Origin of the sequence: Yersinia frederiksenii ATCC 33641 (assembly GCF_000754805.1) — a bacterium.
GTDB lineage: Bacteria > Pseudomonadota > Gammaproteobacteria > Enterobacterales > Enterobacteriaceae > Yersinia > Yersinia frederiksenii.
This window is the reverse complement of sequence record NZ_KN150731.1, coordinates 3,247,562-3,267,686: the sequence shown is the minus strand read 5'-3', so window position 1 is coordinate 3,267,686 and position 20,125 is coordinate 3,247,562. Positions and strand designations below refer to the sequence as shown.

Here is a 20,125-nt window from a genome sequence, read left to right as displayed (position 1 = left end):
TCAAGACCGCATACTGGTGATTTGTAAAAAGGTCTGCTGGGTATAATTCAGCAAGGTTGAGCCCATCCAGTGATAAGTCACCAATAACGTGGCTGATACCGCCAGCAATTTAATCAAAAACTGCAATGTCTGATCTTGTATTTGGGTCAAAGCCTGCAGCAAGCTGACGACTAACCCGACTACCGATGCCACCAGTACCACCGGCATTGATAGCAGTAAAACTATCCATAACAATTGGGTCGCCAGGTGAACAACAATGGCATTACTCATTGATGTTTCCTCTGATGATGACTCATAAATAAGAGCCCACCAACTGCCCCAATAGCAACCCCCACCCATCAATCAGTATAAAAATTAATAATTTAAATGGCAGCGAGATAGTAATGGGGGAGACCATCATCATGCCCATGGCCAGCAAAATATTGGATACAATCAAATCAATTGCCACAAAGGGTAAGTAGAGTAGCAAGCCGATTTTAAAGGCTTCTGTCAGTTGGCTCAGGGTAAACGCCGGCATTAATATCAGCAGTGAATTTGATTTGATGGTGTCTCGGTAACGCTCAGGCCACTTGGTTTGGACAATATCGGTGAAAAAATGGGTTTGCTCTGCATCCGTATTACGTTGTAAGAAATCACGGTATGGTCCCAAGGCATGCTCATCAATATGGTGTAGCAAAGGGCCGATTTCATTGGGCAGTGGCTCATCCTGAAGGCGGGCATGTACATCTAATCCGACTGGAGCCATGATAAAAATGGTCAACACTAATGCCAAACCGTAAATGGCAATATTGGGGGGAACCTGCTGAACACCCAGCGCATTGCGCAGTAATGAAAAGACGATAGATAGCTTGAGAAATGACGTTCCCATCACCATAAGTAGTGGCAGTAACGACAAAAAGAAAAGCAGGACAATCAATTGAGAGGACGAATTCAATAACTCCATAAGTGATTCCGCAAAAGGCTGGCCTGTTGAGTGAAAATAATACTCACAGTATTTATCTACCCACCCTTCTCCGGTATCAGGTCATAGCCCCAATAAGGTCAATGAAGTATTAACCCAGAATCATTGGTGTTATGGGCTAAGCGTGAACCACTGTTCAATGCGCACCACCAACTCCCCATCACAACTCAATAAACTACCACTCCCCACTGGCTGCCCATGCAACCGAATATTAACCTCGCCGTAGCAGCGAGTTTGGCACGCCAATGTTTGGCCAACCGCCAACTGTTTAATCTCCCTCAACGGTAGAGTTAGACGGCCAATTTCCATCACCAATGTTTGCGGTAAATCATCAAGCGTTACGACTTGTGATGCTTTTGGTATAGCAGCAACATCCAGTTCCAGCAGTTGATCAATATCGTCATTAACTTGTTGAATTGTCATTTTATTTCCATCCTCCAACTTGATGTAAATCTGTGGCGACCCCATTTGCCATAACCAACAACTCTCGTGGTCCAAATTAGCCGCTGAACTGATTCGTACCCCATCCCCTGGCTTAATTTGCTGCAACTGATGTAGGGATAAACGGCTCCATCCCACCACTAAACCGGCTTGCCACAGTAAGTTATGCTCAGGAGCTTGCTCACTGCACCAGTGAGATAAGGTTTCGGCTAATGTCGTCAGTGGCCAGTCAAATAACATACCACTGAGTTGTTGCCCCTCCAGTTCGAAAGTCAGTACCACCGCCCATTGATTCAATAACGTCATCGCCCGTGGCGCGGGGTCGTCAATCGTCAGTGCCGGTAACACGGTTAACAGTGGACTGGCGGCCCAATGGGCCATGGCGGTCACTAACTCGGCAGCCAAAAAATGGTGGTCATCAGTTGCCAACGAAGATACCAGCCAGTTATTCCAACAAGATTGGGATAGCCAAAAACCGCACTCAGTTGGGACGTTTCCCGGTTCCCTATAGCACAAGGGTAAGTAAACACCCTGCCCATCAATCTGCATCAAGGTGGCGGAAATACCGGCATTATTTCGCCCGGAACCTATCACTGTACTGATTTGGCGCAGCTCAGCCGATAACATCCCCAACATGAGTCACCTCCAGTAAACAAGGAAAACCCAACTGATGTAGCTGCCGCTGCCAGCGAGTTTGTATCCGTTGCAAACGGTCTATCAGTTCACGACGGGTATGGCTGAGCACAATATGCAGACCATTGGCGGTTAGACTGACATGGATTTTAGCCCCACGCAGTGGCCCACTGACGAGGCGATACTCAGCCTGCATCAGATTATCGCCCCCCATGCTGGTAATGGTATTGGTCATCTCCTGTATCGGAGATAAATGAGCCGTCAGATAGCGTGCAAACTGCTGTTTTTGCTTATCATTATCTAAGTATTGTGGCTGATTCTCTGTAAAAAAGCGTTCGCCTGACGGGGGTAATGCCCCCTCAATATCGATTCGTCTCATTTTTTATTAGTATCCGTATTTTTTCCTGTTCCCGCTGATTAATCCTTAGCAGCGTCTGTTGTGACTCAATGGCTACCTGCTGTTGCTGTTGTTGCTCCGCCAATTCACAGAGTGACTTTTGCCGCTCTCGCTCCGCCAGATAGACTTTGTGCTGCAAAGCTCTTTGTTCATTGGCCTGATCAGGGAGCAACTTGCCACGCCATTCAGTCAACTGTTGTAATTGAAGACATAACTGCTGACGTTGCTGGCGGAAATCTATCAATTGTTGTTGCTGCTGTTGATATATCCGACGCAGTTCCAGCAACTGCCGACGCAACCGACGCTCTTTGCGCTGCCGCAGTGCCAGCAAGCGTGGCAAAATATCTAGTGCTGAGTTGATACTCCCAGTGCTTGCGCGAGTTGTCCCAATGTATGACCGAGGTCGGCGGGGGTTTTGCCCGATGATAATGCATACTCCTGTTGCAAGAAGGCACAGATTGCCGGGTAACGTTGTAGCGCTTCGTCAGCGTGTAAGTCTTGCCCTTCCTGGTACTCACCCACCCGTACCAGCAATTCGATCTCTTGATAGCAGGCCTGCATTTGGCGCAATTTTTGTGCCAAAGCTCGATGCTCTGTACTGACTATTTGCGGCATGATACGGCTGACACTGGCAGCAATATCAATGGCCGGATAGTGCCCGGATCCCGCCAGTTGCCTTGATAGCACGATGTGCCCATCCAACAGAGAACGGGCTTCATCGGCTACCGGTTCATTCATGTCATCGCCTTCAAGCAAAATCGTATAAAAAGCAGTGATACTGCCACTCTCACTGTTACCCGCCCGCTCCAGTAACCGAGGCAATGCCGCAAAAACACTGGCGGGGAAACTGCCCATCGCCGGAATCTCTCCTGCCGCCAGACCAATTTCGCGTGCCGCTCTGGCATAGCGAGTCAGAGAATCGGCCATCAGCAGCACTTTTAGTCCGCGTTCGCGAAAGTACTCCGCTACCGTCGTGGCGGTATAAATACCTTTTAGCCGCTCCAGCGCCGGACGATCTGAGGTTGCCACCACCACCACGGTGCGGGCGCGTGCTTGTGGCGTAAGTACCTGTTCGAGAAATTCCCGTACTTCGCGCCCCCGTTCGCCAATCAATGCCAATACCGTGATATCTGCGCGACAGCCTGCACATAGCATACTCAGCAAGCTACTTTTCCCCACACCAGCGGCGGCAAAAATACCGATTCGCTGCCCCTCACCACAACTTAACAAGCCATCGATAGCACGAATGCCGGTGGTTAAGATTTGTTGTACCGGCTGGCGGGTTAATGGGTCTGGAGGGGAAGAGTCCAGCTCACGCCAATACCCGCTAAGGGGCGGGCCGTCATCAATGGGCACTCCCAAACCGTCCAGCACCCGTCCGACCAAATCGGGGCCGACTCTGATGCGGTGCGCATGTCCAAGCGGCGATACCCATTGCCCACAACGTAAACCGGCGGAGGAAGCAAACGGGGATAACAGTGCCGTTTGCTGCTCAATGGCAACCACCTCAGCCAACATATCTGCTGAGGTGATACGGCATAATTCTCCTAATGCAATACCGGGCAAGTGGGCTCGTAACAGCGTCGGGCCAACAGCCAAAATTTGTCCGCGACATTCCACGCCATCGGGTGGGGAGGAGGTTAAGCACAGTTGCTGCTGTAACTGGAGGCTTAATATTGAAACATCAGGCAGCTTCATCAAGCTCATCACCAATAAGTTCAATGGTACCCACCACTTTGATGTTCATTTCATCCCCTAGCTCCTGCCAGGACAGCACCGGCAGCGCGAAAATATCGCGCTCAATAATCTTACGCAGAAAGCGCCGCACATCGATGGCCGTCAGCAGCACAGCATCACGGTTTTCAGCATAAGCGCTCTTGATTTTGGCTAGGATTAGCTGCGAGTGCTTATCCCCCAAGGCCGAATAAGTCCCCGCAGATGTCTGGCGAATCGACTCACGAATCAAGTTTTCTGCGCCTTCCCCCAACCGCAATACCGGTAACCAGGTTTTATTTTTACTAAACCGGCCACACACATGGCGGCGCAGGGCGATCCGAACATATTCAGTCAACATCACGCAGTCTTTCTCTTTGGGAGCCCAGGCCACCAGCGCGCCAAAAATAGCGCGTAAATCCCGGATAGAAACATCCTCCTCTACCAGCCGTTGCAGTATTTCCGCCACTTTACCGACAGGCATCTGGCGCTGTAGCTCTTTTACCAGTTCACCGTAGCGCCCTTCCATTGCATCCATCAGATAGCGTGTTTCCTGCACACCAATAAACTCGGCGGTATGTCGCTCAAGCACTCGGGTTAAACAGTGAATAACTCGCTGCTGACCTTGTGCATAAGGAAGGCCCAGCGTGCTGGCATGATGGCCCTGTTCAGTGGATAACCACTCAAAGGTGCCCATTTTCACCCCAAGATATTGGCTGCGTGTCTCTAGCTGGGTACTGGGCTGAAGCAGTAACAGATCCTCCGGCGGCAAGGTCAGTTGCAATACTTGTTCCTGATAGACTCGGACCGATAAGCTGTTCTCAGTTAATGCCGGATCACTGCGGACCACCACCTCTGGCAGTGGCACGCCAAGATATTCAAACCAGCGCCAGCGTAAGCCATCGATATCCCGCCCCAAATGGGGATAACGTAAATTGGGGGCGCAAGACAGTATTAGCGGCACAGCTCCTGGGGTCATAGTATTGGCGGGAGACAAGATATCTTCGCCAATACTGCTGGCTCCGGCGCTGTGTTTTTTTTTGCGATAAAGTAGGAATGCCGGAGTGGCAACCAATGCCGCCAGAGTGATAAAAATCAGAAAAGGGAAGCCCGGTAAGAGGGCAAAAACCGTCAGAATACCTGCCGCCAGCCACAAGGCATCGGGCTGACGCCCCACCTGCATCGCTAAGTCTTTAGCCAAACTCTGTTTATCAGTGTCAGGGACCCGGGTCACAATAATCCCGGCGGTAATCGAGATAAGTAGCGATGGAATTTGAGCACATAGCCCATCACCGACAGAGAGCACCGCATAAGTGGTCATTGCCTGTTCGGCGGACATATTATGTTGCAGCACACCAATAGTAATGCCGCCAATAATATTCACCAGAATGACAATTATCCCGGCGATAGCATCCCCTTTAACAAATTTCATTGCCCCGTCCATCGCACCAAACAGACGGCTCTCTTTCTGCACTCGCTCGCGCAATCGCCCCGCTTCGACTGAGTCAATCACCCCAGCGCGCATATCGCCGTCAATACTCATCTGCTTACCCGGCATGCCATCGAGCGAAAAGCGCGCACTAACTTCGGCGACCCTTTCCGAGCCTTTGGTAATGACGATAAATTGCACCACGGTGATAATCGTAAAAATAATCAGCCCCACAGCCAGATTGCCCCCGACGACAAACTGGCCGAACGCCTCGACAATCTCACCAGCATCATGCTGTAACAGCACCAAGCGCGTAGTACTGATGGTCAGCGCCAGCCGATAAAGTGTGGTGATCAACAATAACGAGGGGAAAACTGAGAATTCGAGTGGATCACGCAAGTAAATCGAGATCATCAACAGGATCACGGAAAATGCCAGATTGATAGCAATCAGCACATCCACCATCATCGTGGGCAGCGGCAAGATCATCATAAAGATCGCCACCAGCAGCATGATCGCTAAAAAAATATCTTGCCGCGCCGTGATCATCATTAAGCCACGCGAAAATGCCGAATTTCTCATCGGCATTCCCCCGGTAAACGACGAAGCAAAGCGCGTTGTTGCTGATAAAGCTGGAACCAAAACTCGGCACCGGATAAAGCTGGAGGAGAGCAACTGACCATCATGCCCAGCTTAAGTAGGTAGATTCGCTGAGGCACACCATTGAAACGTTCAAGCTGCCAACACTGCTGGAGCAGTAATAAATCATCATGATGATAATGGCGCTGCTGTATCCCGCAAGTTAGCAGCAATCTTGCATTACGCCACTCAAGAAAAACCAGCTGTGCTCCTATCTGCCACTGCATGCGGGCCGCTATGTGCGTACAGGGTAATTCTGCCATTCGGATAAACAGCTGTAGGTTGCGGGTGACCACTAAATCCATTTCCATAACCCGCACCCCATTAATATGACTAATTGATAGCAAACCAGAGGGAATAATAAGAAATCCCCTCCCCAGTCACTATCAGGCGTTCGCCTGAACCACCGAGCCATATCTACAATGATTTAAGTTATCTCTGCGGTAAGTTATATTTCCAGCAATGTCGCCAGAATTTGCCCCTGCTGATCCTGATCGTCGAAACAATCAATGGGCATAAGATTGAATAACTCATAAAACCGACGAATAAAGTTGCGCCGCATGGTGATGTCCGAACCCACAATGGCCTCAATACGTGGTTGTAGCCAACCACTAAACAACCAATGCTGGCCAACCACCGCCAGTACTTCATTGAGGATCACATCCCCCGCCACGCCGCAGGCTTTTCCCATCCGGTTACAATGGTCTTCCAATCCCAGAAACATCAGCAAGCGGCGCAGCTGATAAAGTGTGGCTGACAAACGCTCGCCGTGTTGAGAGGGCGGCTGACAAGACAATTCAAACGCCATTGCGCGCATCAGTACCCGAACACGCTGCTGGCGTTGTGGCCAACGGCTGACTCGGGTAAACCATTCCACGATAGAAAACTCGTCTTGATAAATACTTTGTGTAAACAGTTGCTTGACGGCACTCAGCTCACCGCTTTTCTGGCTGCCCAATTCCAACAAGCCAAACAATTCGATTTCCCAACCCGCGTCTGCCAGTAGTGGTGCCATTAATTGCGATAAGCTACGGCGACGTAACGGATTATCTTTCGTTTCCGCGATCATTGCGGCTAATAGCAGGATCTGCTGTCCTGGCGATAACTCGCCTTGCCGCAGCTTGCTGGCTAGCAAAGAGATATCCAGCCCCAGCGGGATATTGGATGGCAATAAGTGGTCTGTGCCACCGGATAGTTGTGCGATTAATTTCACCAATAACTGCTGACGGCGTTGGTTCCGTTTTTCGGTTTCAATGGACTGCTGATCTCTCATGCGGGAGCTAAGACTAAACCCTATTCCCTCCATGGTTTCTTCCAACGCGGTTTGCCTAACCTCCAGCAATTCCAGACCCGCTAACTCCATTACCGAATGCGCGGGAGCGATTTCACCTTGCGGCTTCGCATCCCTCAAAGGAGAGCCATGAATGGCAATAACATCAGATATATTATTAATATTGGTCATCGGTGACGTCCTGATGTGGTTGCCGCTCGTGTAACCAAAGGATAAGTTGCGATAAGTGATGATGAAGAGAGAGTGTAAGCTGAAGGAGTGGGGAGCTTAGTTGCGCCTGATCTTGCGCCATGTTTTCATCTGCAACGCACTGTACTCGCGCGCCCAAAGCAGCAACTACGGCAGGCAAATGTTGCGGATGAACCCGTAAAACCAACTCATTATGGTGCGCCATTTTCTCTACCTGCGCTCCCAACCGGTCTATCAGAATTTGATTGACCGGCTGCTGGCCAGCCCAAGTGGTCACTACCACCGTAATTGCGGCCAGAATCTGCTCTCGGGCCTGAGTGACCAATGAAGACTCCGCCTGCTCCGCCGCCACCAACCACGCCACATGCTGCGCTAATATATCAGTTTCCATAGCGTGGCGAGCCTGATGTATTAGTTTGTCAGCTTGCCGTTGTGCCTGAGCCAATAGTGCATCTCTTTCAGCTCCAGCAGCATGTACAATTTCTGCCGCTTGCTGTCTGGCATCAGACAAAAGATCGCGACTATGTACCATTTCCTGTAACTGAGCCGCAGGGATAATCCTGCCCCCCGGCAGTGAATAATCGAATTTTTCCACCCGAATATGAAAAGGATTCACAGCAAATGCTCCAAGCGGCTTAACCAATTATCAACCGAAATTGATAGTGCCTGCGACAACGTTAACGCACGCGGCTGGGGAGGTAACGAAATAGATATCGCACGCCAAATTAGACAGTTAGCACGAACGTGATGAGCAAGACTGTGCCCTAACCTAAAAGCAATATCGGGCAGATGCTGTGGGCTTAATGTGGCAGGAAGCCGGCCACGATATCCCATCCCCATCAGTTGCTGAATGTCATCTTCACTCAATAGCGGCGAAAGCGCCTGTCGGTAACGGCGAAGGCGCAAATAATCATCACATTGCAAATAAACCAGACCCAGTGCCACACTGCGGGCTGATACACGCTCAGGCCCGACTATTTGACACTGCTGCTGCTTATTCAGTACCGCTGGCAATGCTTGCTGTGGAAAATTTCTCAGTCGATTTAAGGCACTATCTAACACCGAATCCAACTCGCGGTGGCGGCCATAGCGGTAGTTTTCTGCTCTAACCCCCACCGCCGCCAACCATAATGGATGAGCAAATTGCGCAGGCCGCCAGGCTAACTGGTGTAAATACCGGATATCGGCGGTTAGAGGTAATATCATCCTGCTCTCCTCACCCTATTTATCGACGCAGATACCGTAGCAAACACGCTATTGATAACCCGACTAACAGCACCAGAAGCAGGCCCAAAGCTATCTGCACGGCTCCAGCATGGCGCAATAACCACTGTAAACTGGCTGCTGCATGGCTTGGCTGCTGTGGTGCCGAGGCACTGAACCGATAATTAGCTGGCTGCATCACTACACTGATTTGTGAGTAATCGATGCCGGGGATCCCATCGCGGATCAGATTCTTGATTTGCGACTGATAGCTCAGCAAGTTGACCTCGGGAGAATATTTGATAAACACTGAAGCGGCATGAGGAACACTGCTTTTCCCATCGGTAGGTGCAGGCATAGCAATGGTTACATCAGCTCGAATCACCCCATCCATATGACTCAGCATACTTTCTAACTGCTGCTCTTTCAGATAAACCATCTTGGCTTGTTCTTGCCCAGGTGACGTCACCAACTGATTCGGCGGAAATAACTCATCTACCGAGGTAAACCGCTGACGAGGAAAACCATGTTGGCGCAGCAGTTCTACCGCATTGATAAACTGACTCTTATCGACACTCAGCCCAACAGTTCCGCCCTTCTCAGGCTGCTTTTCTGCTTTGATTTGATGCAACATTAATAACGCCAGCATCTGATTGGCCTCTCCCTCTGAAAGCCCGGAATACAGCGCTATGCCGCAGCCAGAAAGAGAGAAGACGATCAGTAAGAGCGCTATCATGCGCTGCATCTGTTTCATTGCATATTAACCAGTTTATTGATGTTCTGGCCGACAACACCGGTAACTTTAGCTGTTAAATCAACAGCTAATGTAGCGTGCATCCATTCAGATTGGATCGACAATAATTGATCCGGCGGCATCATGGTAGTCAGCGGCTCAGTCTGTTGCATTAACTGAGCAAACTCAGCGATTTTCTGCACGTCAGCTGGGGGTTTAAATGATGTAAACTGCGCGGCGGTGGCCTTAATGGCATCAATATCCATCGAATGCTCCCTTATTAATAAATTGGATCAATTCATTGTGTTCTGCTGCTGCGGTTTTACCGGTTCATCAACCGAAGACATTCCTTGTTGCAGCAACGCCAGCATGGCCTGCGCCTCTGTTGATGGCGAGGCCGCCAATAACGCCAATGCTCTCTCTTGCTCATTTAGCCCAAACCGCAGCATAGCCTCAAGAATCAAGCGCGACTGTGGGTCTGGGATTAATTGGGGCAACACATTAAGGATATTGCGTGCTTCTTTCAGCACACTATGGTTGACGCCAGCCAAGGCCGCCTCAACCATCAATTGGCGGCACGGTTTTGAAAGTAAAATCATATTTTGGCAATAATCCCGCTGGTCATATCCTTAATATTTTTCATCAAAGCACTGCTAAAATTGATATATGAGGAATATTGCTGCATAGCGAACTGCATTTTTAGCATATGCTCAGGATCCGAAGGATTGCCGGATACCATCTGGCTTTGAAAGTCCTGCCCAATTTTGCTGATACTTTGTGTCAGCTCATTTATTAGTGCGCTTATATCCATTAGACCCCCTATTCCATGAGTGATCGCATGTGGGACGGGCACTGCTGAAAACGACGACGAAAACTATCGGAGAAATGGGCGTGATTACTAAAGCCGCACTCCATAGCAATATCGGCCACCCGTAATCGGGTAGATAGCAGCAGTTCACAGCCTTTTTTCAGACGTTGATCCAGTAGCCACTGCTTCGCTGACATTCCGAATTTCTCATAGAACAAAAAGTTTAATTTACGAGTTGAAATACCTAACTCATCGGCATAACGTGAGACTGTCCATGGATTCAGGCGGTTCTTCTCAAAAAACTCCAGCAACTCATTATTCGTACCAACCATTGATTCCAGTAATCGGGAGAAATAAGTTGGGTCTAATCCTAAACAATAAAGATAAAGAAATCGTAATGATGCATTTTTTTCAATATCAGCCAGCTGTTCAGTTGCACAAATAATATCATTACTCACGGGTAAAATTTTATGACAGTCATATATCTGGTGCGGTAGACGGAATTTATTTGCTTGCACCATCTTACTGGCTAAATCCTGATATATGGGTAAAAGATCGATGGAATGACACAGAACCGAGATGAAGGTACTCTGTGAAAATGAAGACACACTAGCCTGCTCGTTGGTAACCACTAAATTTCCCGCAGGCACGCTGTGACATATCCCTTCACTACGTAATATCCCATCTTGCCGAAATAGAATAAACTGTATTGATTTCATAATATTCCTTCGAGTGTCACGATCCTTCTGTAAGATTGACAAATAACACAGCGAGGCGATATCCGGTTTAAACCTTAAATCACATTATGAGTATTTCAGTTGTTCTTCTTCTGACGATATTATTAAATCTTTCCAACTAGTGGGTATATGGCAAACCGCATCAAATTTAGCTAATTTCTCGACAAGACTCTTTTCATTTACAGTCAATTTACCCTCTGTTGCCAGTCTTTCATCATTATGATTATTAATCCAAACATCTAAAGCACCTGAAATAATAACATTCAACATCGAAAATAACAGTGGAGAATAATTTTTTGCAAGCATACATAAACCATCATAAATAGTAGGTTGAATAGTTATCCCCAGCGCACCTAAAGAAACGACTATTCCCACATGGACGAAATATGAAGTAAAGCGCGCGATTTTTTTTGCACTCTCAGGTGAGGCCTCACAATATCTGGCTAACACAAAAACAGCCTGCTGCATTGCATCATTGCCCATTGTCAGTTTATCTTTATTTTTACTGGCACAATTCCAGTTATGATAAGCACAAGCAAGATTTGATACTGATAACATCAGATTCAGTCCTGTAATCACCGCGATAGGTATTGTGGCACCGCCACTACAAATACTAATCCCAATACTAACTGTAAATGACGTCAGAGAGACCGTTAATTCAATAACATTGATAAAAAATTGTTTTTTGGCTAACTTAACTCTGAGATGGTGTAATTCATCCAACTCATGTTCCTGAGCATCACAAAGTTTATTGACTGTCTCGTCTATGTCTTGAATATAATTAGTGGTAAATCCAGGTGGGTGTAATGTCGGTTTTTCAACTTTAACTGTCTGGCCAGGTTCTCTTGGGTATTGAGAATATCCAAGAACTGTAGTTTGATAGTCGACTATAGAATACATAGTTATCCACCTTAAATATTGCTCACATAAAAAATATTATCTATTTCAGATACTTTCTAATAATTGATTGGCTTTTTTAGCCGTCGGTGCATATTCGATACTCACATAGCTCATTTCTATCGCTGTCTGTAATGCTTCTCTGGCGTCGGCATCTTTACCCAGTGCTAACCAACAGATGGCTATCTGATAAAGGGGCTCAGGATCTTTCACTTCTAAAAACAGTGCATTAGCATAAGCCCCCAGCGCCAGAGCAAATTCCTGCTGCATTTGCATGACTGCGGCCAGGGCTAAGTGGAACCTTGGCTCTGACGGGCAATATAATGTAAGCCAAGAGAAATCAACGGTGGCAGCAGCATAGTCATCCATCAACCATGCCTGATAGCCTTGAGCATACCGAGCCTACACCTCTAAAGCAGTTACTTCCCGATTATCATTCACCCTTTGTGGGCAAATGATACGCTGACTTTTTAAGTCATTATCTATTTTAGCGAAGATATCCTGTACATCATTGAAGCTATAATGACTCATTTTATCCCTTTTTCTACTTGTCAGATCTGACATCAAATAACAGCCAATCATCACCATCTATATTTTTACTGAGCGCTCCTTTTGCTATAAGTATTTTAATTAACCGACACCGCATTGTTTGCAGCGTCGAGTTAGCAATATTATCAATAATCAGCATTCTGACACTCGACAGCTCAGCGATGTTTCGACCTAAATTGCGCAGAAAATTAAAAAGCCTTAAAAAATCACCGGGCAGAGCACCACGATTACTGACCTCCAGAGAACAAATAATAAACTCATTGTTCTCTATGCGATAAACGATGCGATAACCATAAAGAAAAAACGCGTTTCCTATTTTTATTTTGCTATTTTCAAAATAGGCCGTTTTAACGGTATGGCCTCTATTAGCCAGATACTGTATTACATCAAGAGAATTAGCGCACATATATCATAATTTCACCGCCATGGATATTTGCCCCATCATATTGTTGATGGTACTACTCAAGTCCTTTATGTTTTGTCGGGATTCACTCACCTTATCCAATAACTCATTAATATTTTTATTATAAGTTTGTGCGCCACTGCTTTGCAGGTCACTGGTCATGCGAAGCAAGTCCGCATTTCTGGCCATATCCCCCTCAACCAATTTACCACTGCCGGCACCTAGCTGCCCAAGAGCAGCACTACCATGTGATGCAATATCACCCACTTTGATGCTGGCCATGGCTCCCACACCACTGACGACACCCGAAAGAATAGAACAAACACCACTGGCAATGGCTCCAGAGGCGGTTTTATCGATCGCCTCACGCTTATTATTCATTGAATGTACCTGAATGTCCCAACCTAATACTTGCTGTTTTTGATTATACGTATTAAGTAAGTCCCGCATTTTTTTAAAAAGAAGGGTCATTTGGAAAATAATATCTGATAAATCTGACATGATATTTTTAGAATTATTTTCGATGTCGTTTTTCCCGTCTGAGGAAATTGCATCTTGCTCTGATATTGCTACCTTATCGTTGACTATCATATTCATAATAACCTCGCTATACCAATGAACCCGCAATTTTCACCTGTAACATACCGTTTTGATGGATGTTATCGTTTAATTTAGTCAATAGGTCTTGTGCATCCTGAGACGTTGCTTTGAGCTGTTTCAGTTGGTGTTGCTTATTCTTCTCAACCCATTCATCCATAAACTGAGTAAAGTCCTGATCAAGAATTAATTTTTCGATCTCTTTTTGCAAACCCGCATTCTGCACAGTCAGTTGGCCATTATTAATAAGCACGCCTGCACTACTGCATTTTTGCAGAATCAATAATGGTGAGGTACAGAGATCTTTTAAAATGGTGGTGACAGATTTTTTCATAATGGCTTTAACACATTGTCGGCTCAATTCTTCCGCCGTGAGAGTGACACCTTTTTTGATGGCCTCCTGAAGTACATTTTTCGTCACTTCACCAACCATTTTTTCTATTCCAACCTGGGTAAAGGACTTAGTGATGTTATTGACCAACGTCATTTCCGCCTTAATTGCCTGCTTAGCGGCAGCAGCAGCCATCTCACTGGCCTCAACCATCTCTATTTCCATTGATTTCATTGAGATATCGCGACAGACTTGCTTGCAGACATCCTTACCAAACTGCCCAGCGAGCTGCTCAACCTGCTCGCTAGCACCATGTTTAATAACGTCCGTCAATACTTCACTGCTGCCCGCTTTCAGCACATCGCCAGCTCCTTTAGTCACTGCACGAGCAGCATTGATCGCGCGTGCGGCCTGAAACAGATCAATTGCCATAGCAAAGCATTCGCAAGACAGCTGAACTTTAGATGCCACATCAATAACTTGCTGGCATTTTTCTTTCGATGCACCCAATAGCATGGCGGTTTCTGCCGCCGCTTTGACTAAACCTGCCGTGCCCGCCGCCAAATAAGCCGCACCAGAGGCCATGGCAACAGGGTCACCCGTTAACACACCTTCGGCGACTTTAAACGCACCATAAACCACTTCTACTGCGCCGATAACCCAATCCAATACCGCATTAAAAATTCCCGCTTTTTTGGCTTTATCGGCCTGTTCAATCGCTTTATCGATCTGTTGTTGGTATTCAGCAACGCGTTTATCACGCAAAAAAGCCTGAACATCTGTCGCACGCGCCATCTGTTTACCAATCGATTTGCACAAGTCAGAGAATACCCCGAGGCTCAGATTACCGGCCATCGACATGATGAGCTGCATATCGGTGTTACCCAGCCGATCAAGGGATAAGCGACTACTATCCTCTTGTTTTACCTTGGTCTGTGGTAAATAAGTGAGTAAGCGATCGAGCGCTCCTTGTGCATCTTGCTGTGTCACTTTGGGAGAACTTATGTTCACATCCATCGTAGGAGGTAGCCCGGCAATACCTCGCCAGTCAGGCATTTTTATCGATGATAACGTCGGAGCTTTACCCGCCATTAACGTTGCCCAATCATTTAGAGCTGTCGTTCTCATTCCTATGGCATCAGACATCTCGTATCTCCAATAATAAAGCGGCCAACCCGCATTCGGCTTGCTGCTGTACTTGCGTCCATTCAGAATGCGAATTGCACCAATTCAATGCCATTCGGAAGGCTTTTTCCGCATAGGCCGTATTACCACAAGCCATATAACATTCGGCGGCTGAACAGGATGGGCGAGGGTCATCTATCTGAATTTGTCCCGCTCGACTGAAGCAATAAATTGCCTGATGAAAATCAGCAGTTTGTTGATAACACAGGCCTAAGGTCAGCCAATAAGAGAAACTCCAATGATCCAATCTCACTAAAAGATTAAGCAAACGCTTGGCACCGTCATACTCCCCTCCTTGGCACAGTTGCACGGTATATTCATAAACTAATGACAGATCTTTCGGGTCCATTTTAGCCAACATGCGCAGAGACCCACCCCGCTGCATAAAGTTAATGACAGCATCACTCGGTTGAGTATTCATCTCACCCCCTCCTTACCGCTGGAATTAGCAAAGATTGCGAGCAATGGTCATCAGTAAATCTTTCAAACCGGACTGCAATGTACTGATGTTATTAGCGCAAACGTTATAACTCTGCATCATTTTCTGTAGTTGTAATTGGTCCTGGCTCATAGTATCTGTGGCACGATTCTTCTCATTATCTAGTGACGCTTTTACTGCCTGCAGTTGGCCTTTATCTAATTCTGGTCCATTCTTTTTTAAATATTCGTCGATACTCATACCATCAACAGTAATACCGTTCTTTCGCATAAAATCGATGACTGAATCAGGGAGTGGTTCTTTGGTTTTATCATCTCCCTTAGCAGCTTTTGCAATAATCTCATCAACTTGATTAGATACACCTTGTGTGTCATTGGCATATTTTGAGCGCGCCTGCATACCTTTAAAATTCGTACTGGCTAAATTGGAGAGTACATCGAGAAAGGAATATAAAACCTTTAGCCCTATACTGAAAATATCATCTGATTGATTAATAATATTGGGAGAATCATAATACTTCATGACATCTTTTCCTGATGATTCAGCCATATGCTTAGCAATAAATTCAGGTGTTTCCACATAGTAATTACTTGACATATAGATACTCCTATATTCTTGTTAAAGGGATCTTTAAGAAAGAATGCAACTATTTATTATTTGTAGTATTCATATTTTCAAGCTGCGTTTCCAATTGTTTAAACTGTATTTTAAGTTGTGAAATACAGCTCATTATTTTGGTTTTTTCTTTTTTAAAACCATCAGGAAATGCCGCATCTAATCGCAAGAGAACTTCTCTTGCTTTATCATCAAAATTCGCACGATTTTGCAACAACTCAACATTTTTTTGATGATCCTTAAGTTTCTCTAAATCAGAATTTAACTTACTATATCTCCCTTGCAAATCATCCAACATTGACTGAATAGGATTATTATCAATCATATGACATTTCCTTCTCTATTTATGGTTGTTAAATTTACTATGGATTAATAGTTAATTATTGTCTTTTATATTTATATTGTGATTTTAAGAAATGGCACCGAACATGAATTTATTTTTCATAGCGGACAATTAGTGTTTCTATGATCGTTTCTGCACTCTTCAATGCCAGCATCAAATCATTTAGTTTTTTATAATCATCAGGTGTTTGCTGTATAGACAATTGATGAGTTATTAATATTTTCTCCTTTATCAATAAAGCTTTTTTCTGCTGGATTGATATAGCTTTATACTTAATACAGTCTTCCAGCTCTGTAATATGTCGCATAAATTATTTACCTATCGTTAAAAGTTCATTGGTATTTGTATTAAGTTATTTTCTTTTAATAATGAAAGACCCAGCTCTGAGATAAAAATAATTTTATAACCATTTTTCAATATGGTTCCTTGCTGCAAGCGAGTTCCATTGGCTAATTGTACAAATTTCGAATGACTATTTCCGCCATAGCTGATAATAGCGGCAGGAAGAAGTTGAGCCGCTTGGTCTGAGGCAGGGATATTCTGATATCTGACGGGTAATACTTCAGATTGCTGCTCAGCGACTGTTGTCAGCAGTTGTTTAAGCTGCTGCTGTTGCTCGGGTGATAGCACCCCACTAATAACAATATCTTTAGGACTTTGTGTCATGCTCAGATAGCCTAATAATCCCAACGCTCTCAGATGCTCAACTAATCGTGGAATTTGTCCATTATGGGAATTAACCACTGTCCAGCCTTTTAACCCAGCAACTGTCGCCAGTGTTTCCTGCACTTTTACCCAGTGTTCTCCCATCTCAATTGCCCCGTAGAGAATAACATTTCCGGGGGTTTTTCCTGTACTAACCTCGATATCCTGATAGCCATATTGATGTAATACATCACTGACACTGGCCGTAAGGTGATCATCACAAACTAACTTATTTCGGAAGGCTATCTGATTTCTAACCAGAAAATTTTGCAGCTGAATCACCGCTGAGGATGACGTACAGTGCCCACTTAGCATGACACTGCCATCCGATAACCAACCTGCCTTTATTCCCTCTAAAGCAGGCTGTTCCAATTGCGTTGATAATTGGGTTGGAATATCAGGAGGCAGGTAAGAAAACAATCGGCTAGATTGCTGTGTAAACCAAAATATAAGCATAACGATCAGAAACAATAGTATAAATGTCACCACAGATAGCCAAAGTAATAACCGAGCCCCTGCACGGTGGGGTATTTTTATTCCACTGAGAACATCAGTTTTCTCGCCGAGGACCAATGCGAGTCCAGCAGCCTCAATGACTTGGTGTAAGGGAATAGGATGTTGCAAGTCGTGCCTAAGACCATTAACCCACACAGTCCCTGGCACCTGTAACATTATTTGATTTTCACTTATTACCAAGGTCAACACTTGCCCTTCAGGTAATGGCAAGAGCACATCACACCCTTGCTCTCCTAAAGTAAATTCGCCCTCGGGTAGGTTCAACTCACGTCCATTCAGCTCACCACTCAATAAACGAAGTTTGAATCTGACTGCCATATTATTCCCCTGTGTTAACCGGTACGGCCTTGATTAGAAATAGCCGGACAACACTATGAGATTGCTTCTCGGTACTACGAAACAATCCACCCAATAAAGGAATATCACCCAATAGTGGTATTTTGTTTTGCGATTCAATTTGCTTGTCTTGAATGAACCCACCCAAGAGTAAACTTTGCCCAACACGCAAGGTAGCCTGAGTCGAAATATCAGAATTTTGAATTTCAGGTAGAGGTTCACTGCTGCTGATAGGTGCCTGTTGTTGGCCATCCTGTATATTAAGGTTAAGCATAACTTCTTTTACACCATCAGAATTAATCATTCTTGGTGTCACTCGTAATAATGAACCTGATGTTACTGATTCCAACTTTGCCACTTTGTCACCTTGCAACTTTGTATAAAATGTTACATTTTTATCTAATACCGCTTGAATATTATTCAAGGTAACAACCGATGGACGAGATAAAACTCTGGCTCTTGAGTTTTTTTGTAATGCATTCAGACGAACCATAAAGTTTCCGGTATCACCAATCACAGTGGAGAATCCATCGGCATTGCTTTTGGCATTGCCACTATTAAATGAGATCCCTGCCCCACCAATAGAGGTAGACGCTGACCAATCGATACCAAGTTGGCTAATATCCCCAGCATCTACATCAATAATAGTTACTGAGATTTCGATTTGAACTGGCCGCTGATCTAATTGTGCAATCAAACTACCATAGAGCGGCATATTGACTTGACGATCACGGATAATAACAGCATTTTGTCGAGGGTCAGCAGAGAAAAGCGGTACACTGACAGGAGTATCTCCTTGATCTTTTACACCAACCAAAGGCAGATTATTGCCGGCACTCATCTCGCGTAACACACTTACCAGACCAGGAAGCTTGACCAATTGATCACGGTACTGATAGCTTGAGTCGGCCGCAGAAGCATATTTTAGCTGGAAGACTTTTACTGTTTCTTTATTTTGGCTTTGTTTACGAACTTGTGAAGACAACATTTTGCTCAGTGTCGTCACCCGCTCTATGCAAATAGGTACGCCAGTAACCTCAATTGCATCAAGACGAGAAATAGCCTTTACTGCGCAATTCTTACCCGCAGGTACCTCACTGTGCTGGAGATACTTGATTAGTGTGGTCGTCGATAGCCCATCTGGTGATATAAACGCCTTTCTGATGGATTGGGTCTTATAGAAATAGAGTATTTCGCCATCGTAGTACCACGTAATATTGTATAACCCGGCTAACTCGGTGAGTATTTGGTCCGGTGTCTTATCCAGGATTTTCCCACTGAATCTTTCATTTATTTCAGGGCTAACGATGACTGAAACACCATAGTTCATCCCTAAGTCTTCCAACAAATTTGATACGGTTATGCCACGGCTATAAATAAAGAAAGGTTCGCCTTGCCATGGAATGTTTTTCCCATAGGCCAACGGCATAAAAAGCAGCAATATCAAGCCAGTAATCTCTTTCATGAAATAACCTTGCCTATGTTCTTTTCATTCTCACATAAGACATTTGATTTAGAAGAATTTACGGTGACTGCCAATGAATTAAGATACTGAATAACAGCATAAATTTGCTCTAACTTTACTGATAAATAATGACGCGTATTCTTTATATTATCTCTATCATCAATAGTATATCGACACCAAAACCACCAATAACCATCTTTAAGCTGTAAAGCACAATCCTGAGTATCGTCAAGAGCGACCAGCATGAGAGTGATATAGTGAATAACTGTATCTGATATCATTTTTTTCTCTATAAAAAAAATCCCCATGCAAATGGAATGGTTATAATCCACTGCTCTGGCGGGAATCTCATTCAACGTAAATTTCGCCATATTTTTATCTGAGAAATCAATGTCTCTGACTAAAGGCTGCATCTTCAATATTTCCAGCATCAGCGGTTACTCCTGAAATACCACACAGCAATTATCCTCCGTAATTAAACATTCGTTATACAGCAAAAGCCTGATTTACTCTTTTTCCAGAATTAAATGAATCTATAACAAGTAGCGATCAAATTAGTGTAATTCTTGA

The 20,125-nt window shown here is 45.3% G+C and carries 28 protein-coding genes; all 28 read right to left on the bottom strand.

The window, feature by feature from the left end:
* The 28 genes from DJ58_RS07270 to DJ58_RS07400 all read right to left on the bottom strand — a co-directional run bounded on the left by DJ58_RS07270 (nt 1) and on the right by DJ58_RS07400 (nt 19,986).
* The gene (locus DJ58_RS07270) at nt 1-270 is read right to left on the bottom strand and encodes an EscS/YscS/HrcS family type III secretion system export apparatus protein (RefSeq protein ID WP_004706952.1); all 270 of its coding nucleotides are present in this window, start codon (nt 268-270) and stop codon (nt 1-3) included.
* A gap of 22 nt (nt 271-292) precedes the next feature.
* Entirely contained in the window at nt 293-943 is a 651-nt protein-coding gene (gene sctR, locus DJ58_RS07275) for a type III secretion system export apparatus subunit SctR (RefSeq protein WP_004706951.1), read from the bottom strand.
* 129 nt (nt 944-1,072) lie between these two features.
* Nucleotides 1,073-2,038 carry a YscQ/HrcQ family type III secretion apparatus protein gene (locus tag DJ58_RS07280; RefSeq protein ID WP_032910377.1) on the bottom strand — a complete coding sequence of 322 codons (966 nt, stop codon included), beginning with the start codon at nt 2,036-2,038 and terminating at the stop codon, nt 1,073-1,075.
* A complete protein-coding gene (locus DJ58_RS07285; protein WP_032910373.1) occupies nt 2,016-2,414 on the bottom strand; it encodes a hypothetical protein in 399 nt (132 codons plus the stop codon). The genes DJ58_RS07280 and DJ58_RS07285 overlap by 23 nt, the downstream gene beginning before the upstream one ends.
* On the bottom strand, nt 2,395-2,772 hold the full coding sequence (locus tag DJ58_RS07290) for a type III secretion protein (RefSeq protein WP_115155777.1): 378 nt from the start codon (nt 2,770-2,772) through the stop codon (nt 2,395-2,397). Before DJ58_RS07290 ends, DJ58_RS07285 begins: the two co-directional genes overlap by 20 nt.
* Nucleotides 2,773-2,777: 5 nt before the next feature.
* Complete coding sequence (locus tag DJ58_RS07295) at nt 2,778-4,130, bottom strand: EscN/YscN/HrcN family type III secretion system ATPase (protein WP_032910372.1); 1,353 nt, start codon at nt 4,128-4,130, stop codon at nt 2,778-2,780.
* Nucleotides 4,117-6,156 carry an EscV/YscV/HrcV family type III secretion system export apparatus protein gene (locus DJ58_RS07300; protein ID WP_080544593.1) on the bottom strand — a complete coding sequence of 680 codons (2,040 nt, stop codon included), beginning with the start codon at nt 6,154-6,156 and terminating at the stop codon, nt 4,117-4,119. The genes DJ58_RS07295 and DJ58_RS07300 overlap by 14 nt, the downstream gene beginning before the upstream one ends.
* Complete coding sequence (locus DJ58_RS07305; RefSeq protein WP_004706941.1) at nt 6,153-6,524, bottom strand: hypothetical protein; 372 nt, start codon at nt 6,522-6,524, stop codon at nt 6,153-6,155. The genes DJ58_RS07300 and DJ58_RS07305 overlap by 4 nt, the downstream gene beginning before the upstream one ends.
* Before the next feature lie 137 nt (nt 6,525-6,661).
* Nucleotides 6,662-7,675 carry a TyeA family type III secretion system gatekeeper subunit gene (locus DJ58_RS07310; protein ID WP_032910369.1) on the bottom strand — a complete coding sequence of 338 codons (1,014 nt, stop codon included), beginning with the start codon at nt 7,673-7,675 and terminating at the stop codon, nt 6,662-6,664.
* Nucleotides 7,662-8,309: a type III secretion system stator protein SctL gene (gene sctL, locus DJ58_RS07315; protein ID WP_032910368.1), complete on the bottom strand. Its 648-nt coding sequence runs from the start codon at nt 8,307-8,309 to the stop codon at nt 7,662-7,664. The genes DJ58_RS07310 and sctL overlap by 14 nt, the downstream gene beginning before the upstream one ends.
* Nucleotides 8,306-8,899 (bottom strand): type III secretion system domain-containing protein, encoded by a 594-nt coding sequence (locus tag DJ58_RS07320; RefSeq protein ID WP_004706938.1) that lies wholly within the window; start codon nt 8,897-8,899, stop codon nt 8,306-8,308. The genes sctL and DJ58_RS07320 overlap by 4 nt, the downstream gene beginning before the upstream one ends.
* A 19-nt stretch (nt 8,900-8,918) precedes the next feature.
* A complete protein-coding gene (gene ssaJ, locus DJ58_RS07325; RefSeq protein ID WP_032910367.1) occupies nt 8,919-9,650 on the bottom strand; it encodes an EscJ/YscJ/HrcJ family type III secretion inner membrane ring protein SsaJ in 732 nt (243 codons plus the stop codon).
* Complete coding sequence (sctI, locus tag DJ58_RS07330; RefSeq protein WP_004706936.1) at nt 9,647-9,895, bottom strand: type III secretion system inner rod subunit SctI; 249 nt, start codon at nt 9,893-9,895, stop codon at nt 9,647-9,649. Before sctI ends, ssaJ begins: the two co-directional genes overlap by 4 nt.
* A gap of 27 nt (nt 9,896-9,922) precedes the next feature.
* Nucleotides 9,923-10,228 carry an EscG/YscG/SsaH family type III secretion system needle protein co-chaperone gene (locus DJ58_RS07335; RefSeq protein ID WP_050413879.1) on the bottom strand — a complete coding sequence of 102 codons (306 nt, stop codon included), beginning with the start codon at nt 10,226-10,228 and terminating at the stop codon, nt 9,923-9,925.
* Entirely contained in the window at nt 10,225-10,440 is a 216-nt protein-coding gene (sctF, locus tag DJ58_RS07340; protein WP_004706934.1) for a type III secretion system needle filament subunit SctF, read from the bottom strand. The genes DJ58_RS07335 and sctF overlap by 4 nt, the downstream gene beginning before the upstream one ends.
* Before the next feature lie 8 nt (nt 10,441-10,448).
* A complete protein-coding gene (locus DJ58_RS07345; RefSeq protein WP_032910366.1) occupies nt 10,449-11,156 on the bottom strand; it encodes a helix-turn-helix transcriptional regulator in 708 nt (235 codons plus the stop codon).
* Between the two features lie 84 nt (nt 11,157-11,240).
* Nucleotides 11,241-12,074 carry a hypothetical protein gene (locus DJ58_RS07350; protein ID WP_004706932.1) on the bottom strand — a complete coding sequence of 278 codons (834 nt, stop codon included), beginning with the start codon at nt 12,072-12,074 and terminating at the stop codon, nt 11,241-11,243.
* A 45-nt stretch (nt 12,075-12,119) separates the two neighbouring features.
* Nucleotides 12,120-12,440 (bottom strand): tetratricopeptide repeat protein, encoded by a 321-nt coding sequence (locus tag DJ58_RS0121855; protein WP_315969554.1) that lies wholly within the window; start codon nt 12,438-12,440, stop codon nt 12,120-12,122.
* Between the two features lie 175 nt (nt 12,441-12,615).
* Nucleotides 12,616-13,026, bottom strand: a complete 411-nt coding sequence (gene sseE, locus DJ58_RS07355; RefSeq protein ID WP_004706929.1) for a type III secretion system effector protein SseE — start codon at nt 13,024-13,026, stop codon at nt 12,616-12,618.
* Between the two features lie 3 nt (nt 13,027-13,029).
* Entirely contained in the window at nt 13,030-13,620 is a 591-nt protein-coding gene (gene sseD / locus DJ58_RS07360) for a type III secretion system translocon protein SseD (RefSeq protein ID WP_004706928.1), read from the bottom strand.
* Nucleotides 13,621-13,630: 10 nt separating this feature from the next.
* Nucleotides 13,631-15,097 carry a type III secretion system translocon subunit SseC family protein gene (gene sctE, locus DJ58_RS07365; protein ID WP_032910364.1) on the bottom strand — a complete coding sequence of 489 codons (1,467 nt, stop codon included), beginning with the start codon at nt 15,095-15,097 and terminating at the stop codon, nt 13,631-13,633.
* Complete coding sequence (locus DJ58_RS07370; protein WP_004706926.1) at nt 15,090-15,557, bottom strand: SycD/LcrH family type III secretion system chaperone; 468 nt, start codon at nt 15,555-15,557, stop codon at nt 15,090-15,092. Before DJ58_RS07370 ends, sctE begins: the two co-directional genes overlap by 8 nt.
* A 24-nt stretch (nt 15,558-15,581) precedes the next feature.
* Nucleotides 15,582-16,097 (bottom strand): type III secretion system translocon protein SseB, encoded by a 516-nt coding sequence (gene sseB / locus DJ58_RS07375; protein WP_370447131.1) that lies wholly within the window; start codon nt 16,095-16,097, stop codon nt 15,582-15,584.
* Nucleotides 16,098-16,221: 124 nt separating this feature from the next.
* Complete coding sequence (locus DJ58_RS07380) at nt 16,222-16,515, bottom strand: hypothetical protein (protein ID WP_004706924.1); 294 nt, start codon at nt 16,513-16,515, stop codon at nt 16,222-16,224.
* Between the two features lie 109 nt (nt 16,516-16,624).
* Nucleotides 16,625-16,840, bottom strand: coding sequence for an EscE/YscE/SsaE family type III secretion system needle protein co-chaperone (locus DJ58_RS07385; protein WP_004706923.1), 216 nt, complete (start codon nt 16,838-16,840; stop codon nt 16,625-16,627).
* Between the two features lie 17 nt (nt 16,841-16,857).
* On the bottom strand, nt 16,858-18,072 hold the full coding sequence (sctD, locus tag DJ58_RS07390) for a type III secretion system inner membrane ring subunit SctD (protein WP_032910361.1): 1,215 nt from the start codon (nt 18,070-18,072) through the stop codon (nt 16,858-16,860).
* A 1-nt stretch (nt 18,073) separates the two neighbouring features.
* Nucleotides 18,074-19,555, bottom strand: coding sequence for an EscC/YscC/HrcC family type III secretion system outer membrane ring protein (locus DJ58_RS07395; protein WP_032910360.1), 1,482 nt, complete (start codon nt 19,553-19,555; stop codon nt 18,074-18,076).
* Nucleotides 19,552-19,986 carry a hypothetical protein gene (locus DJ58_RS07400; RefSeq protein WP_004706920.1) on the bottom strand — a complete coding sequence of 145 codons (435 nt, stop codon included), beginning with the start codon at nt 19,984-19,986 and terminating at the stop codon, nt 19,552-19,554. Before DJ58_RS07400 ends, DJ58_RS07395 begins: the two co-directional genes overlap by 4 nt.
* Between the last annotated feature and the right edge of the window lie 139 nt (nt 19,987-20,125).